The 14164-nt window shown below is 65.8% G+C and carries 15 protein-coding genes and 1 pseudogene; 9 read left to right on the top strand and 7 right to left on the bottom strand.

The features are described from left to right. From AXW83_RS04250 to AXW83_RS04240, 3 genes are read left to right on the top strand one after another with little or no spacing between them, the layout of a single operon-like run. Positions 1-528 carry a PRC-barrel domain-containing protein gene (locus AXW83_RS04250; RefSeq protein ID WP_066610937.1) on the top strand — a complete coding sequence of 176 codons (528 nt, stop codon included), beginning with the start codon at positions 1-3 and terminating at the stop codon, positions 526-528. After that, positions 528-1271: a cytochrome b/b6 domain-containing protein gene (locus tag AXW83_RS04245; protein WP_082766936.1), complete on the top strand. Its 744-nt coding sequence runs from the start codon at positions 528-530 to the stop codon at positions 1269-1271. The genes AXW83_RS04250 and AXW83_RS04245 overlap by 1 nt, the downstream gene beginning before the upstream one ends. Continuing rightward, positions 1268-2044 carry a molybdopterin-dependent oxidoreductase gene (locus tag AXW83_RS04240; RefSeq protein ID WP_066610935.1) on the top strand — a complete coding sequence of 259 codons (777 nt, stop codon included), beginning with the start codon at positions 1268-1270 and terminating at the stop codon, positions 2042-2044. The genes AXW83_RS04245 and AXW83_RS04240 overlap by 4 nt, the downstream gene beginning before the upstream one ends. Positions 2045-2372: 328 nt before the next feature. Here AXW83_RS04240 and AXW83_RS04235 read toward each other — a convergent pair whose 3' ends face one another. The 6 genes and pseudogenes from AXW83_RS04235 to AXW83_RS04210 form a co-directional block, all read right to left on the bottom strand. Beyond that, complete coding sequence (locus AXW83_RS04235) at positions 2373-2999, bottom strand: tyrosine-type recombinase/integrase (protein WP_066610934.1); 627 nt, start codon at positions 2997-2999, stop codon at positions 2373-2375. 159 nt (positions 3000-3158) lie between these two features. Further along, positions 3159-3533: pseudogene (locus AXW83_RS27720) on the bottom strand (LysR substrate-binding domain-containing protein); the annotation flags it as partial. Positions 3534-3649: 116 nt separating this feature from the next. Beyond that, complete coding sequence (locus AXW83_RS04225) at positions 3650-4477, bottom strand: shikimate dehydrogenase family protein (RefSeq protein WP_066610931.1); 828 nt, start codon at positions 4475-4477, stop codon at positions 3650-3652. Between the two features lie 40 nt (positions 4478-4517). Continuing rightward, positions 4518-5597 (bottom strand): LacI family DNA-binding transcriptional regulator, encoded by a 1080-nt coding sequence (locus AXW83_RS04220; RefSeq protein ID WP_066610929.1) that lies wholly within the window; start codon positions 5595-5597, stop codon positions 4518-4520. A gap of 29 nt (positions 5598-5626) precedes the next feature. Next, on the bottom strand, positions 5627-6319 hold the full coding sequence (locus AXW83_RS04215) for a DUF4286 family protein (RefSeq protein ID WP_066610927.1): 693 nt from the start codon (positions 6317-6319) through the stop codon (positions 5627-5629). A 13-nt stretch (positions 6320-6332) separates the two neighbouring features. Next, complete coding sequence (locus AXW83_RS04210) at positions 6333-7094, bottom strand: 3-ketoacyl-ACP reductase (protein ID WP_066610925.1); 762 nt, start codon at positions 7092-7094, stop codon at positions 6333-6335. A gap of 144 nt (positions 7095-7238) precedes the next feature. Here AXW83_RS04210 and AXW83_RS04205 point away from each other — a divergent pair, with 144 nt between their 5' ends. Then, positions 7239-8876 (top strand): acyl CoA:acetate/3-ketoacid CoA transferase, encoded by a 1638-nt coding sequence (locus tag AXW83_RS04205; protein ID WP_066610923.1) that lies wholly within the window; start codon positions 7239-7241, stop codon positions 8874-8876. A gap of 20 nt (positions 8877-8896) precedes the next feature. Here the strand turns inward: AXW83_RS04205 and AXW83_RS04200 are convergent, their stop codons facing one another. After that, positions 8897-9832, bottom strand: a complete 936-nt coding sequence (locus tag AXW83_RS04200; RefSeq protein WP_066610918.1) for a ketopantoate reductase family protein — start codon at positions 9830-9832, stop codon at positions 8897-8899. Between the two features lie 189 nt (positions 9833-10021). On the opposite strand from AXW83_RS04200, the gene AXW83_RS04195 reads away from it, so the two are divergent. From AXW83_RS04195 to AXW83_RS04175, 5 genes are read left to right on the top strand one after another with little or no spacing between them, the layout of a single operon-like run. Further along, positions 10022-10876 carry an ABC transporter permease gene (locus tag AXW83_RS04195; RefSeq protein ID WP_082766935.1) on the top strand — a complete coding sequence of 285 codons (855 nt, stop codon included), beginning with the start codon at positions 10022-10024 and terminating at the stop codon, positions 10874-10876. 59 nt (positions 10877-10935) lie between these two features. Then, positions 10936-11934 carry an ABC transporter substrate-binding protein gene (locus tag AXW83_RS04190; RefSeq protein ID WP_066610916.1) on the top strand — a complete coding sequence of 333 codons (999 nt, stop codon included), beginning with the start codon at positions 10936-10938 and terminating at the stop codon, positions 11932-11934. 55 nt (positions 11935-11989) lie between these two features. Further along, positions 11990-12502 (top strand): MaoC/PaaZ C-terminal domain-containing protein, encoded by a 513-nt coding sequence (locus AXW83_RS04185; RefSeq protein ID WP_066619786.1) that lies wholly within the window; start codon positions 11990-11992, stop codon positions 12500-12502. An 11-nt stretch (positions 12503-12513) separates the two neighbouring features. After that, positions 12514-13353, top strand: coding sequence for an ABC transporter ATP-binding protein (locus AXW83_RS04180; protein WP_066610912.1), 840 nt, complete (start codon positions 12514-12516; stop codon positions 13351-13353). A gap of 50 nt (positions 13354-13403) precedes the next feature. Continuing rightward, the gene (locus tag AXW83_RS04175; protein ID WP_156639786.1) at positions 13404-14159 is read left to right on the top strand and encodes an enoyl-CoA hydratase/isomerase family protein; all 756 of its coding nucleotides are present in this window, start codon (positions 13404-13406) and stop codon (positions 14157-14159) included. Positions 14160-14164: the final 5 nt, after the last annotated feature.

Genomic DNA, 14164 nt, shown 5'->3' with positions numbered 1-14164 from the left:
ATGACCTCAAGCGACAATCCCGAACGGCATTTCACCCCATCTCGTCGTGCCTTCTTCGGCGGCCTTGGCGTCGGGCTTTCCGTCTCGACGATCGCGGCTGGGACAGCGCGGGCGCAGGGCGCCAAGCACGGACCGGAGAAGCCGGCAGCGGAGCCGTCCGAAGGCGGCAAGCCGAAGGAGCTTTCGCCGGAGGAAAAGATGGCCCGCCGCTTTCCCCAGCCTGTGAAGATCTCCTACCTCCTCGGCCTGCCGATGATCGACGAGCGCAATGAGACGCTCGGGCATGTCCGGCAGGTCGTCAGGAGCGGTGCAGGCAAGATCCGGCTGGTGATCGACTATGGCGGGTTGTTCGGCATCGGCTCGCGTCTCGTGGCCGTGCCCGTCGAGGTCTGCGCCATGCTGGGTCGGCAGGTCGCGGCGGCCGACATGCCGCGCGACGCCTTCGAACCCGCTCCGACCTGGTTCGGCTCCGGCGACGAGGCGCTCAAGGCCGACGAAATCATTCGTGTCGCGGTGATGAGGCGCTGATGGTCATGGAAAACCGCAACGAACCCAACGAAGCCAGGATGCGCGCGCGCAGGCTGCATCCCTTGCCGCTGCGCCTCATGCACTGGCTCAACGCGCTGGCCATGCTGATGCTGATCGGCAGCGGCTGGACCATCTACAATGCCCAGCCCGTCGTCCCCGCCATCCGCTTTCCGGAATGGCTGACGATGGGCGGCGATCCCGAGATCTCGTTTCGCCTGAATGGCGATGGCGGCTATGGCGGCGCCCTGCAGTGGCATTTCGCGGCGATGTGGCTGCTCGTCCTGAACGGCCTGGCCTATCTCGGCTATGGCATCGCCACCGGCCGCTTCCGCCGCAAATTCTTTCCGATCCGGCCGGCCGATGTCGCGGCTGAAATCGCCAAGGCCCTGCGCTTCGATCTCGGCCATGCCGATATCACCCTCTACAACGCCGTCCAGAAGCTGCTCTATGTCGGCGTCATCCTCGTGATCATCCTGCAGGTCGCGGCCGGTCTGGCATTGTGGAAGCCGGTGCAGTTTTCCAATCTGGTCTGGCTGATGGGCGGGTTCCAGGGCGTCCGCATGGTCCATTTCCTCGGCATGGGCGCGATCGTCGGCTTTCTCGTCATCCATGTTCTGCTAGCGCTCATCGTGCCGCGCACCATCGCGGCGATGGTCACGGGCGGACCGCGCATCATCGAGAAGAGCACTGCAGCCAGCGAAGCGGGCACGATCCCGGTCGCCACTCAAGGACAGCCATCATGACAGGCTCCCTCTTCAGGCCGCGCGGCGGCATCGACCAGGTCCCGCTGCTGGCGGAGCGCAAGCTCGTCGAGACGGTCGAACGGCGCGGCGTGCTGAAAGGCGCGGTCAGCCTCGGCGCGCTGACCTTCCTGTCCGGCTGCGACGTCACCAATGAGCGCTCGGTCCAGAGCGTGCTGACCGCGATGTCGTCCTGGAACGACAAGGTCCAGTCTTGGCTCTTCGACGCGAACCGTCTCGCGCCGACCTTCGCGCTCTCCGATGTCGTCGATCCGCCGCGCTACAATGCCTTCTACCAGATCGAGGAGGTCAAGCCTGTCGATGTCTCGACCTGGAAGCTCGAACTCGGCGGGCTGATCTTCGACAAGCGGCCCTGGCTGCCGGCGCAGCTCGCGGCCTTGCCGCAGCAGGACATGATCATCAGACATGTCTGCGTCGAGGGCTGGGACTATATCGGCCACTGGACCGGGGTGAACCTGAAGGCATTCCTCGAACGCATCGGCGCCGACATGACCGCCAAATACGTAGCCTTCCGCTCCTTCGACGGCTATGTTTCCTCGCTCGACATGGCAAGCGCGCTGCACCCCCAGACGATGCTCGCCACCCACTACGCCGGCCGTCCCCTGACCGAACCTTTTGGTGCACCATTGCGCCTGCGGACGGCGGTCAAGCTCGGTTTCAAGAACCCAAAGTGGCTGACCGCGATCGAGGTTACGAACGCCTATCCCGGCGGATACTGGGAGGATCGTGGCTACAACTGGTTCAGCGGGATGTAGGGAAGAGCGCCGGAATCTTGGGCATGTCCGGCTCGGAAGCCCAAGGTGATCGCCGACGGTAATTCGCTGACCGAAATTAGAAATCCAAACGTTCGATGCCGACCAGCTTCGGCCTGACTGTCATGTTGCCCGAAAGCAGACCTTGCGAGCGTCCGCAACGGGCCAAAACCGCCAGCCGCTCGCCCGGGCGAGATGCGCCACTTCCTGACATTCGGGCTTTGCCATTAAGCGGACATTCGAGCGCATCGCGACGCCATCCGAACCCGTGACGGAGATCACAGAGTTTTCGGTCTGCAACGGCGCGGCGGGAGCTGCCGCGCCGTCTCGATCAGATATCGGTCTGTTCAGACAAGATTAGAGCGTCATCGACCTCAATTCCGAGGTAGCGGACTGTGCTCTCCAGTTTCGAGTGGCCAAGCAGGAGCTGGCAGGCGCGCAGATTTCCGGTGCGCTTGTAAATCAGCGCGACCTTGGTCCGCCTCAGGCTGTGCGTGCCATATAGAGCCGGATCAAGACCGATCAGCGAGACCCAGTCATCGAGCAGGCGTCCATATTGGCGGGTTGTGACGTGGTCGCCTTTGTGGCTACGGCTGGGAAACAGCCAATCGGCATCGATGGATGGTCGATGCCGGAGCCAAGCGGTCAGCGCTTCGCGCGTCGGATCTGTCAGTTCGAAGGGCACTGGTCGGCCCGTCTTTTGCTGAATGATCGAGGTCCGCAGTCTTACCGTTCCACCGAGGACGACATCGCTGATCCGAAGGCGAACCAGGTCGCAACCTCGCAACTTGCTGTCGATCGCCAGGTTGAACATGGCGAGGTCGCGTATGCGATGATCATGCTGAAGCCGAGTTCGAATAGCCCAGATGTGACGGGGCTTCAGCGGAGGCTTGGGGCCAATCAGGCGCCCTGTGTTCCAGGCCCGACGTTGAGCGACTTTTTGCTGCTCAATAAGCATAGTGCATCCTCCTCAGGATGCCGCATCCACCCGCACAATATATCATCGTGATCAGGCTGCCGTGAGCGGCCTGCCGATGGTGCCAAGCGCCGGTTTGCAACTCCGGCGCGTAGCCCGAAAGCGCACTGGTGAAGCGGGGTGGCTAGGTAGACCACGCCCACGCGCCGCCATTTCGCGAGCGAGAGCCAGGAAGGCCTTCATTCCCGCCGAGAGGTTTCGGCGGCCGGGGTAGTAGAGGCAGAGCCCGGAGGACGGCGCGTCCAGTCCTCCAGGATGCGGATGAGATTGCCGCTTGCGATGTCCGCGAGAACGTCCTGCTCGAAGAAGAAGCCGATACCCTTTCGCACGCCCATCCGCGCAAGGCCGCCCTCATCCAGGATGATCGGCCGCGGACATCCAGTTAGCGATCTCGCCGTCCTTCTCGAAGTGCCAGCGAAACAGCCCGCCATCGGGCAGCCGCACACGGATGCAGGTGTGACGGAGAAGGTCTCGCGGGCCCCGAGGCTTGCCGTGGCGCTCGAAATAGCCTGGCGATCGCCGGGAAAAGGACGTTCCCGTAGCGACATTGGCCGTCACAGGCGACGCCGAGATGCAACCTCGCCGCCTTTACGGTTCCTAAGCACTCAAAGTTCGCTCAACGCGACCGCAGGCTATTTGAATTTTCTGGTCATATCGAAGCCAAGATAGCCGAGAATTGCCACGGTCTGGGCGGCGACCATGGCGCCGCCGCCTGCATGGCGGCAGCCGCGGTCCGCCGCGGCCTGCAGCAGCGGGGTCGAAGGCATTGTCACGATGTCGACGACCGCCGTGTTTGCAGACAGTCCGGCGATGTCGATCGCGATCTCGTCGCCGGGCGCCATGCCGACCGGCGTCGCATGGACGAGCAGATCGATTGTGCCGACATCGAACGTCCCCGCGACCGGCGCCAGCGGCCCGGTCGCCGCAACCCGGCGGCAGAGATCGGCGGCTCGCGCGCCGTCGCGATCATGGATCGCAAGGGAGATGACGCCGGCCTCGGCCAAGGCGAAGGCGATGGCTGCGCCGGCTCCGCCGGCGCCGATCAGCCCGACCTTCAGCCCGCGCGGCGACATCCCCAGGCCTTCGATGGCTCCGACCAGGCCGACGCCGTCAAAGATATCGCCAACCCAGGCGCCATCGGCCCGTCGCCGGGCCGCATTCACCGCCCCCACGGCGCGGGCGCGGGCCGAGACCTCGTCGAGCCGGGCGATCAGCCGCTCCTTGAACGGCATCGTCACAACGAGCCCGTCGAGATTGGCGATCGCCATCACGCCGCCGATGGCGGCGTCGAATTCATCCTGCCGCAGATGGATCGGCACCAACACGGCGTCATGTCCCGTCGCGGCCAGGCGCGGGTTGAAATTCTGGGGCGATTTGGCGTGGATGACGGGATCGCCGAGAAAGCCGATGAGGCGCGTGGCGCCCGTGATCGGGACGGCGGAGGCAACGGGAGGTGTCATGGCAAGCCTTCTGGGAGAGGGATCGGGGAATGGGTGATCCCTACGTGGCAGGGGGAGGCCCCGAGGACGCCCGGATGACCAGCTCGGCCTGCGCCTCCAGCGGCGCGCTGCAGCTGCGCCCTTCGAGCCGCGCAATCAGCACCCGAGCGGCAATCCGGCCGATCTCGGCACTGGGAACCCGAACGGTCGTCACGGGCACAGGGAGATGGCTCATGATTTCGATGTCGTCATAGCCGACGATCGACAGGTCGTCGGGCAGGCGCAGGCCCATGGCAAGTGCTTCCAGTACCGCGCCGACCGCGAGATGGGCGTTGCCACAGATGATGGCGGTCGGCTTCGGATTGGTCTGCAGCAGGGCACGCAACAGGCTGCGGCCCTCCGCGATCGACCATTCGCCGGTGGCGAAATGCTGGGGCCGCACCGCCAGCCCGCGCAGGGACAGGGCATCGCGCACACCGTCGAGACGCGCGCTGGCGCGATCGTTGTTGCGGGTCGATTGCGCGATGACGCCGAAGCGGACATGGCCCAGATCGGCCAGATAATCCGTCATCATCATCAGCGCCTTGCGGTTGTCGGGGCCGACGCAGGTGCCGTGGGTCTGCGGGTCGTAGACGAAGGTGTTGACGAAGGGCATCTGCCGTTGCGCCAGCAGCGGCGCCAGATCGGGGTGATGCGCCTGGCCGACCAGCATCAGACCGTCGACGCCGCGCTCGACGAATTTCCGGACCTGCCGCAGTTCGAGATCGGAATCATAGTCCGAGCAGGCGAGGAGCAGCGTGTAGCCCGACAGGGACAGCTCCGACTGGATGGCCTGCGTCGCATGGGCGAAATCGCCGACCGACAGGGCCGGAAACACCGCCCCGATGGTTTGCGAGCGGCGTGTGCTCAGCGCGCGCGCTGCGCCATCGGGCACCCAGCCCAGCGCTTTGACGGCAACGGCGATGCGCTCGCGCAAATCCGCGGAGACGACGTCGGGCGTGTTGATCGCGCGCGAGACCGTCGCCGTCGAGACGCCGGCGGCGCGCGCCACCTCCCTCAATCCCACCGTGCGGGACCCCTCCAGCATGGCAGGAGGGATCTCGGCCTCGGTTCTGGTCTGCGCGGTCTTGCCCCTCGCCATCGCGATCCGTTCCTCCAGCGGGCTGTCACTCAGGCGATCTGGTGTTTCGCGAGCCCGTATTGCAGCCGATAGATGCCACAATCGCGAACCGCGTCGTAATCGGTCGCGATCAGGGCAAGCCGCGTCTGCGAGGCGTGCTCCGCCAGGACGGCCTCCAGCGGCCCGGCATCGACGGCCTCGACCAGCAGGATCCAATCGGCGATCTGGTCCGGTTGCCCGCGCAGCGCCCTTTCCGCCGTCGCGCCGGTGCCACCGCCACCTTGCCCTTCGAGGAGATGGACGGCCACGATCGACGGGGCCTGTCTCAAAGGTTCCAGAACCGCCTCGCGCATCGCGTTCCAAAATTCCATGCGCTCGCCGCGCGCCGCCAGCCGCAGCGTCGCCACATAGGCGCCGTCGCCGAGTCCCTCGCTGGCGGCGACCGCGCACACCGTTCGCGAGGTATCGCGAAAATGCCGAACGACGCGCTTCGTCCAGTCCGAGGGTGCATTGAGCCGCGCTAGGTATTCCGGCGAGACGAGCGCGTCGGGCGAGTCCGTCTCGTAGAAGTTGAAGTATTTCGGCGTCCCGCGCTCGGCGACATAGCGGCGTCCGCGCAGGAAGCCCGGCACGGCGACGCGCTCGGGGATGTGCTCGCCGATATGCCAGGCGATGAAGTCGTCTTCCGCCTCCGCGGCGATGCCGTTCCAGATCGCCAGGACGCCATTACCTGCCAGTGCCATTTCGTCTTTCTCCTCAGACCCGGTGCAGGTGCAATCCGCCCCCGACATCGATGTGGATGCCCGTCGCATAGGGGATCGCCCCGGTCGCGAGCGCGGCCACCGTACGCCCTATATCGGACGGCTCGCCCCAGCGGCCCATGGGAATGCCGCCGCCGGCCAACAGCGCATCGTATTTGGTCGCGGCCGGCGCCGTCATTTCCGTGCGGATCACGCCCGGTCGCACCTCGAAAACGGCGATGCCATCGGCCGCCAGGCGCGCCGCGAACAGCTTCGCCATCATCGCGACGCCGGCCTTGCTGACGCAGTAATCAGCGCGGTTCTCGCCGAGGATCTCGGCATTGGCCGAGCCGATGAAGATGATGGAGCCCGGCTCGATGTCTTTGTCGCCGTTGATTGCGGTCTTCGCCAGGCGCCGGCTTGCAAAGGCCTGGGTCAAAAAGAAGCCGGCCCGCAGATTGATGGCCAGGGTGCGGTCGTAGCTCTCCGGCGAGAGATTGAGCAGATCGCCGCGCTGCAGCGAGGTGACGCCGGCATTGTTGACCAGACAGTCCGGCTCGCCGAGATCCTCCGCGATGCGCGCGATCAATCGGACGTGGGCGGTCAGGTCGGCCACGTCGCAGCTGTAATAAGCGCCCGTCCCGGGGGCGATGCTGCCAGCCTCGGGCGCCGTTTCCAGGCTGACGCGGGCCACGATGAACCCGGCCTCGACCAGCGCGTCGGCGATGGCGCGGCCGATGCCGCGGCCAGCCCCGGTGACGATCGCAACGCGGCTCATCGCCCGCCCATCCTACGGGCGCTGTCGGCCGATGATCTGGAACCAAGACTTGACACTGGAGGACTCCCAACTTTATGCAAGCGGTTACAAAACCGGCGGCGAAAGTCAATCGCATCGAGGCCGGACGCCATGAGGAAGCGACCGATGAAGGTGATCAGCGCCAGCGAGGCCGCCTCGCTCATCCAGCAAGGCGACAGCGTGCTCGTCAGCGGCTCGGGCGGCGGTCACTGCGTGCCGGAAGCCATTCTCGAAGCGGTCGAGGCCCGTTTTCTCGAAACCGGCGCGCCGCGCGACCTGTGCCTCATCCATGCCGTCGGCATCGGCGACCGCAAGCTGAAGGGCGCTGCCCGCTTCCGTCATCCCGGCATGCTCAAGCGCAGCATCACGGGCGCGCTTGTCGACTCGCCCCCGCTGATCGCGCTCGCGCAGAGGGATCTGATCGAGTCCTACACCTTGCCGCAGGGCGTGATCGCGCAGATGACGCGCGAGATTGCGGCCGGCCGGCCCGGCGTGATCACCAAGACGGGGCTGCACACCTTCGTCGATCCGCGCCAGCGCGGGGCGAGGCAGAGCCCCAGCGCGCGTGAGGATCTGGTCGAGCTGCTCGACATCGGCGGTGAGGAATGGCTGCGCTTCAAGCCGTTTCCGCTCGACATCGTGCTGCTGCGCGGCACCAGCGCCGACGAGGACGGCAATATCACCATGGAGCAGGAGGCCATTCCCGGCGAGATGCTGTCCTCCGCGCAGGCCGGGCGGCGGCTGGGCGCGGCGGTGGTCGTCCAGGTCAAGCGCATGGCAAGGCGGGGTACGCTTCCGCAGCGCGCGGTGAAGATCCCCGGTGTCCTGGTGGACTATGTTGTCGTCGACGAGAACCAGCGCCAGACCTATTGGAGCGACTATAACCCGAGCTACTCTGGCGAGATGCGGGTTCCGCTCGAAGGCCTGCGCAAGCTGCCCTTCACCGAGCGCAAGATCGTCGCGCGGCGTGCGGCCATGGAAATCCAGCCGGGCGCGATCTGCAATCTCGGCGCCGGGATCTCGACGGGCGTTTCGGCCGTGGCGGCCGAGGAGGGCTTCCTCGACGAGATCGTCCTGACCAACGAGCAGGGCTTCATCGGCGGCGCCCCGCTGACGGGACCCGATTCCGGCGCCGCGCAGAACTACGACGCCATGGTCGACCAGCCTTACCAGTTCGACTTCTATGACGGCGGCGGGCTCGACATCGCCTTTCTGTCCTTCGCCGAGGTGGACGCCCAAGGCCATGTCAATGTCAGCCGCTTCGGCGACACGATCGTCGGCATTGGGGGCTTCGTGAACATCAGCCAGAATGCGCGCAAGGTCGTCTTCAGCGGCACCTTCACCGCCGGCGGGCTGCAGATCGCGACGACCGACGGCAAGCTGCGCATCCTGCAGGAGGGCCGCAGCCGCAAGTTCGTCCAGGACGTCGAGCAGATCTGCTACAATGGCCGCTTCGCCCGAGAGCAGGGTCGCGAGGCTGTGTTCGTGACGGAGCGCGCGGTGTTCCGCGTCGGCTCGGCGGGTCTCGAACTTTGCGAAATCGCGCCAGGGGTCGAGATCGAGCATGACATCCTGGCGCATATGGCCTTCCGACCGGCGATCGCGGCCGATCTCAAGACGATGGATGCGCGCCTCTTCGCGGCCGAGCCGATGGGCCTGAAGCGCGATATCCTCGCCGGCGGCTCGCAGGCGCGGCGGCCGCGGCGGCTGCTGGCTGCCAAGGATAGCGCCCGGAGGCCGGAGGGCGTGGCCGAGCCGGCGTGACAACGCTGGAGCCTTTTACCTCAGGCTCCACCGCGTGCCGCCTCCAACCCGAGGATCAGCGCGGCCAGAGCCTCGAGTGTCGGTGTCGGGACGGCCTTGGCCCGCCCGCGTTCGATGACGCTGAGATAGATCGCCTCGACCTCGCTGGGCCGTCCCGCCTCGATATCGCGGCGCATGCTGGTCTTGTTGCGGGCCGCGCCGCTGGCCACGATGCCGTCGAAGACCTCATAGCGCGTTTCGAACGGAAGGCTTATGCCACAGGCCGCGGCCACGGCCGCCGCCTCGTCCATGGCCCGGCGCGCAACGATCGCGAGAGGCGGCAGGTTTGCGACGGCGCCGATCGTCAGCCCGGTCAGCCCGCTCGTCGCCGACATCGCGACATTGAGCATCAGCTTGCGCCATTTCTCGGTGAGGATGTCGTCGCTGGCCGAGGTCGGAAGGCCGTGAGCGGTCATCAGCGCGGCCATGGCCTCGGCCCGCGGCGAGAGCCCGCCCGCCATCTCGCCGATCATCGTCGGCAGGGTGGCATAGCTGCGCACCATGCCCGGCGCTTCCAGCGTCGCTCCCAGCGAGGTCAGGCCGCCGAGCACCGCTTCGCGGCCCATGGCCTGCGCCATGATGTCCTCATTGCCGAGCCCGTTCTGGAAACTGACGGCAATCGCGCCGGGCGCCATCAGCGCAGCGACGCTTTCGCTGAGCGCCCGAGTCGCATGCGCCTTGCTCTGGATGAAGACGATATCGGCAGGCGAGACCCCGGCGGTCGATGTCGCCGCGCCGATCGGCACATGGCGATCGCCGCCCTCGCCGACGATGCGCAGCCCGTGCTCGCGGATGGAAGCGACATGCTCCTCGCGCCGCGCCAGCAGCGTCACGCGCAGCCCGTTTTCGGCGAGCAGTCCGCCGAACAGGCTCCCCATCGCTCCAGCGCCGGCGACGACGATATGCGGATCCTTCACGACGGCTCTCTCCAGTCACTGTCGCCCACCGCCATAAAAGGAATGTAAGCGGATACATTTCTGTTGTCACGCCTGCCAAGTTGGAATAGCGTTCAAACATCGGACGAAGTGCCTGCGCGATTGCCAGGCTACAAAAAAGAAGCGCGACCCTCGGGATACGCGTCGATGTCAGGGAAGGAGAGCTGCGAGATGGCTTCGCAGATGGCGTCGCGTGCGGCGTCGGATTTCACGATGCCCGAGACGCTTGGCGATGCGCCCCGGCGGCGTTCGCCGGCGACGCGCCGACTGATGGCGATCGGCTGGAATTTGATTCCGCCGCTGACCTTCGTCGCGATCGTCGGTTTGTGGTCGGCCTCGATCCAGATCTTCCAGATCCCCGCCTATTTGCTGCCGGCGCCTGGAGCGGTCTTCCAGCGCGTGATCAGCGACGCGGCGATGCTGTGGCTGAACGCGAAGGTCACGCTCACCGAGATCGTTCTGGGTTTCGGCCTCACCGTCGTCTTCGCGATCCCGCTGGGCCTCCTGATCGCCCTGTCGCCGATCGCCAAGCAGACGCTTTACCCGCCAATCATGCTGCTACAGCTGGTGCCGAAGATCGCGGTCGCGCCGCTCTTCCTGGTCTGGCTCGGCTTCGGCATGGAATCGAAGGTGCTGCTGACCTTTCTGATGACGTTCTTTCCGCTCCTGCTCGCCAGCATCAGCGGGTTTCAGATCCTCGATCAGCGGCTGCTCTATCTCACCAAATCCATGGGTGCGAGCACCTGGCAGACCTTCTGGTATCTGCGCTTCCCGGCGGCGCTGCCGGTGATCTTCTCGGGCATCAAGACCTCGGCCACGATCGCGGCCACCGCGGCCATCGTCGCGGAGTTCGTCGGTGCCAACCAGGGTCTCGGCTATGTGCTGCTGCGCGGCACCAGCACGCTCGACATGGAACTCACCTTCGCCGTCCTCGTGGTGCTGACGGTGATCGGGGTCATCATCAACTACGCGGTCGAGTTCAGCGAATGGGCGTTGACGCCTTGGCAACGCCAGAACCGCCGCTGACCACGGCCGGGCCAAACGACAAGCCGGTTCATCGAACAACAATAACGGGAGGATTTGTCATGAAGCACTGGATCAATCGGACGCTTGCAGCCACCGCGGTCGTGGCCGGGATGGGCCTGGCTGCAGCCACCGCGCAGACGCCTGTGACCTTCCAGCTCAACTGGACGGCGGGCGGCCCCAATGCGGGCTTCGCCGCAGCGGTCGGTGAAGGTTACTACAAGGCCGCCGGCCTCGACGTCACCGTCGTCCAGGGCAACGGCTCGGGCAACACCGCCCAGCTGGTCGCCAGCGGTCGCTCTCAACTGGCCTATGCCGACGCGGTGGCGGTGAGCCAGCTGATCTCGAAGGGCGCGCCGATGAAAATCGTCGCGACGGTCTACCAGTCGAACCCCAATTCGGTGAACGCGCTCAAGAAGACCGGCATCAAGTCGCTCGCCGATCTCAAGGGCAAGAAGGTCGGCGTTCCCGCCGGCTCGTCGCAAGGCCCCATGCTGCCGCTGCTGCTGAAGGCCAACGGCCTGAAGGAGGCGGACATGACCCTGATCAACATGCCGGTGGCCGCGATGGTGCCCTCACTGCTGCAGGGACAGGTCGATGCGATCCTCGGTTCGCTTGACGCCTATCAGATTCAGCTCGAGATGCAGGGCGCGGAATTGAGCAACTTCCCCTTCGCCGACCATGGCGTGCCCACCGTGGCCACCTCGATCTTCGCATCGAACGATTTCATCAAGCAGAATCCCGAGGTCCTGAAGAAGTTCATCGGGGCGAGCCTGAAGGGCTGGTCCTTCGCGCTCGACAATCCGACCAAGGCGATCGAGCACGTCAAGACGCTGTTCCCGGACGTGAACGTGAAGCTCGCCACCGCCGAACTCGCCGCCATCACCCCCCTGTTCTGCAGCGGCGGCGCTAAGTTCATCGGCAAGGCCGAGGACGCGCACTGGACACGGACGCAGGCGCTGCTCTCCGAGGTCAAGCTGCTGCCCGAGGGCCAGGATCCCAAGAGCTACTACAGCAACGACTATCTGCCGGCGGCTGCCGAGATGCGCGCCTGCAAGTAAGCGCACGCCGTCGCTCATGCTCCATCAGGTCGTGGTCAGGACATCAGCGGACGCCATGAACGTAAAACCGAGACTCGGTTATCGCTATGACGATCTCTTCGTCGGGATGCAGTTCCGCAGCCCCGGCCGGACGATCACCGACGCCGACCTGATGAGCTTCGCCGGGCTGACGGGCGACCATTCGGAGCTGCACACCAGCGACGTCTATGCGCAGGCCAGCCAGTTCGGCCAGAAGGTCGCCCATGGCATGATGGGGCTGGCCTACGCCCATGGCCTGATGTGGGCGCGCACCGGCGAGTTGCGCGAGACCGCCATCGCCTTCCTCGGCATCGATGGCTGGCGCTTCGTCGGGCCGATCTTCGTCGGCGACACGATCTTCGTCGACTACGAACTGGCCGAACTCCGCGAAAGCCGGTCCCGGCCGACGCAGGCGATCGCGACCTTCGAGGTGAAGGTGGTCAAGCAGGACGGCTCGATCGTGCAGCAGGGCCGCAAGGCCCTGCTCGTCTCCAAGTTTCCGCTCGAGGCCGTCGCAGCCTCTGCCCCCGTCGCGGCGACCGCAAGCTGATGAGCCAGCCCATGACCGACAACACCATGACCGACAGCGCCCCGAAATCGGGCGTGGCGATTCATATCCGTAACGTCTCCAAGGTTTTCGGGGCCGATTTGGAGAAGCCGTTTCGGGCCCTGAAGCCTCTCGACGTGACGATTCCCGCAGGCCAATTCATCTCCGTCGTGGGTGCGTCCGGCTGCGGCAAGAGCACGCTCATGCTGATGATCGCGGGGCTTCTGGCGCGCTCCACCGGCGAGATCACGGTCGACGGCAAGGTCGTGACGAAGCCGATCACCGATGTCGGCATCGCCTTCCAGGATCATCTCCTGCTCGATTTCCGCACGGCCTTCGAGAATGTGATGCTGCACGCCGACATCCGGGGCCTCGACCGGGAGGTTCTGGCAAGACGCGCGAAGGATCTGTTCGCCCAGCTGCGCCTCGAACATGCGATGGACAAATACCCCAACCAGCTCTCGGGCGGCATGCGCCAGCGCGTCTCGCTGATCCGCACCCTGGTGCATGAGCCGCCAGTCATCCTGATGGACGAGCCTTTTGGGGCGCTCGACGCCCTGACGCGCCTGCAGGTGCGCACCGATCTCGAAAGCCTCTGGCTGCGCCGGCGCCCCACCGTGGTGTTCATCACCCACAGCGTCGAGGAGGCGGTCGGCCTGTCCGACCGCATCCTGGTGATGAGTCCGAGCCCGGGCGAGGTAATCGACGACATCCAGGTCGAGCTGCCGCGCCCCCGCCCGATCGTGCTCGGTGACGCGGCGGCCTTTTCAGCCTATGTCGACCGAATCCACCAGCAGTTCGAGCGGATGGGCGTGCTGCACGGCATCACCCTGCCGCAGCAGAGCGCGGCCTGACGATGGCGGGCACAGCGGCGACGCCGCCACCTCCGGCGGGCTTGGTCACAATGAGCGAGAATGGCGCTGTCGCCGAGATCCTGCTCGCGAACGGTTCACTCAATCTCGTCACCCGCTCGTTGCTGCGGCAGCTCAACCGGCTACTGGCCGCCGTCTCACAAAGGCAGGACCTGCGCTGCATCATCCTGCATGGCGGGGACGCACGCGCCTTCTGTGCCGGCAGCGACATCAAGGAGTTCGGCCCGTTCAAGGCCGATGCCAGCGAGCAGAAAATCCTGTTCGAGGACATGGTGCTGCGCAATCTGGCGCGGCTTCCCATCCCGACCATCGCGGCGATCGACGGACCGGCGCTGGGCGGCGGACTCGAGATCGCGCTGTGCTGCGACCTGCGCATCCTGCGCGCCGGCGTTTCGATAGGCCTACCCGAATGTCATCTCGGCGGGCTCGCCGGCAATGGCGCGATCCGGCTGACGCGCCTTGTCGGCCCCGCACGCGCCAAGCAGATACTGTTCACGGGCGCTCCGATTTCGAGCGAGCAGGCCCTCTCCTGGGGCGTGGTAAACGCGGTGACGGGAGTAGGATCAGCCCTGGCCGCGGCCCGCGAGATGGCCGGGACGATCGCCCTTCGCGGCCCGATATCCAACCGCCTCGCGAAGGAACTCGTTGATCTGGCGGATGATCTGCCGCTCGATGCCGGCCTGTCGCACTCGACCGTGGCACAGCAGCGTATCTTCGATTCCGACGATCTGCAGGAGGGCGCCGCGGCCTTCTTCGCAAAGCGACCGCCCGTTTTCGCCGGCCGCTGATGGCG

This window comes from Bosea sp. PAMC 26642, from assembly GCF_001562255.1.
In the GTDB taxonomy this organism is placed as follows: Bacteria; Pseudomonadota; Alphaproteobacteria; order Rhizobiales; family Beijerinckiaceae; genus Allobosea.
This window is presented reverse-complemented; position numbering and strand designations above follow the sequence as displayed.

Coding starts and splice junctions, on each gene's coding strand:
- AXW83_RS04180 (WP_066610912.1), top strand. CDS start 12,514: ATGACCGACAACACCATGACCGACAGCGCCCCGAAATCGGGCGTGGCG.
- AXW83_RS04245 (WP_082766936.1), top strand. CDS start 528: ATGGTCATGGAAAACCGCAACGAACCCAACGAAGCCAGGATGCGCGCG.
- AXW83_RS04250 (WP_066610937.1), top strand. CDS start 1: ATGACCTCAAGCGACAATCCCGAACGGCATTTCACCCCATCTCGTCGT.
- AXW83_RS04195 (WP_082766935.1), top strand. CDS start 10,022: ATGGCTTCGCAGATGGCGTCGCGTGCGGCGTCGGATTTCACGATGCCC.
- AXW83_RS04215 (WP_066610927.1), bottom strand. CDS start 6,319: ATGGCACTGGCAGGTAATGGCGTCCTGGCGATCTGGAACGGCATCGCC.
- AXW83_RS04205 (WP_066610923.1), top strand. CDS start 7,239: ATGAAGGTGATCAGCGCCAGCGAGGCCGCCTCGCTCATCCAGCAAGGC.
- AXW83_RS04190 (WP_066610916.1), top strand. CDS start 10,936: ATGAAGCACTGGATCAATCGGACGCTTGCAGCCACCGCGGTCGTGGCC.
- AXW83_RS04220 (WP_066610929.1), bottom strand. CDS start 5,597: ATGGCGAGGGGCAAGACCGCGCAGACCAGAACCGAGGCCGAGATCCCT.
- AXW83_RS04210 (WP_066610925.1), bottom strand. CDS start 7,094: ATGAGCCGCGTTGCGATCGTCACCGGGGCTGGCCGCGGCATCGGCCGC.
- AXW83_RS04240 (WP_066610935.1), top strand. CDS start 1,268: ATGACAGGCTCCCTCTTCAGGCCGCGCGGCGGCATCGACCAGGTCCCG.
- AXW83_RS04185 (WP_066619786.1), top strand. CDS start 11,990: ATGAACGTAAAACCGAGACTCGGTTATCGCTATGACGATCTCTTCGTC.
- AXW83_RS04235 (WP_066610934.1), bottom strand. CDS start 2,999: ATGCTTATTGAGCAGCAAAAAGTCGCTCAACGTCGGGCCTGGAACACA.
- AXW83_RS04225 (WP_066610931.1), bottom strand. CDS start 4,477: ATGACACCTCCCGTTGCCTCCGCCGTCCCGATCACGGGCGCCACGCGC.
- AXW83_RS04175 (WP_156639786.1), top strand. CDS start 13,404: ATGAGCGAGAATGGCGCTGTCGCCGAGATCCTGCTCGCGAACGGTTCA.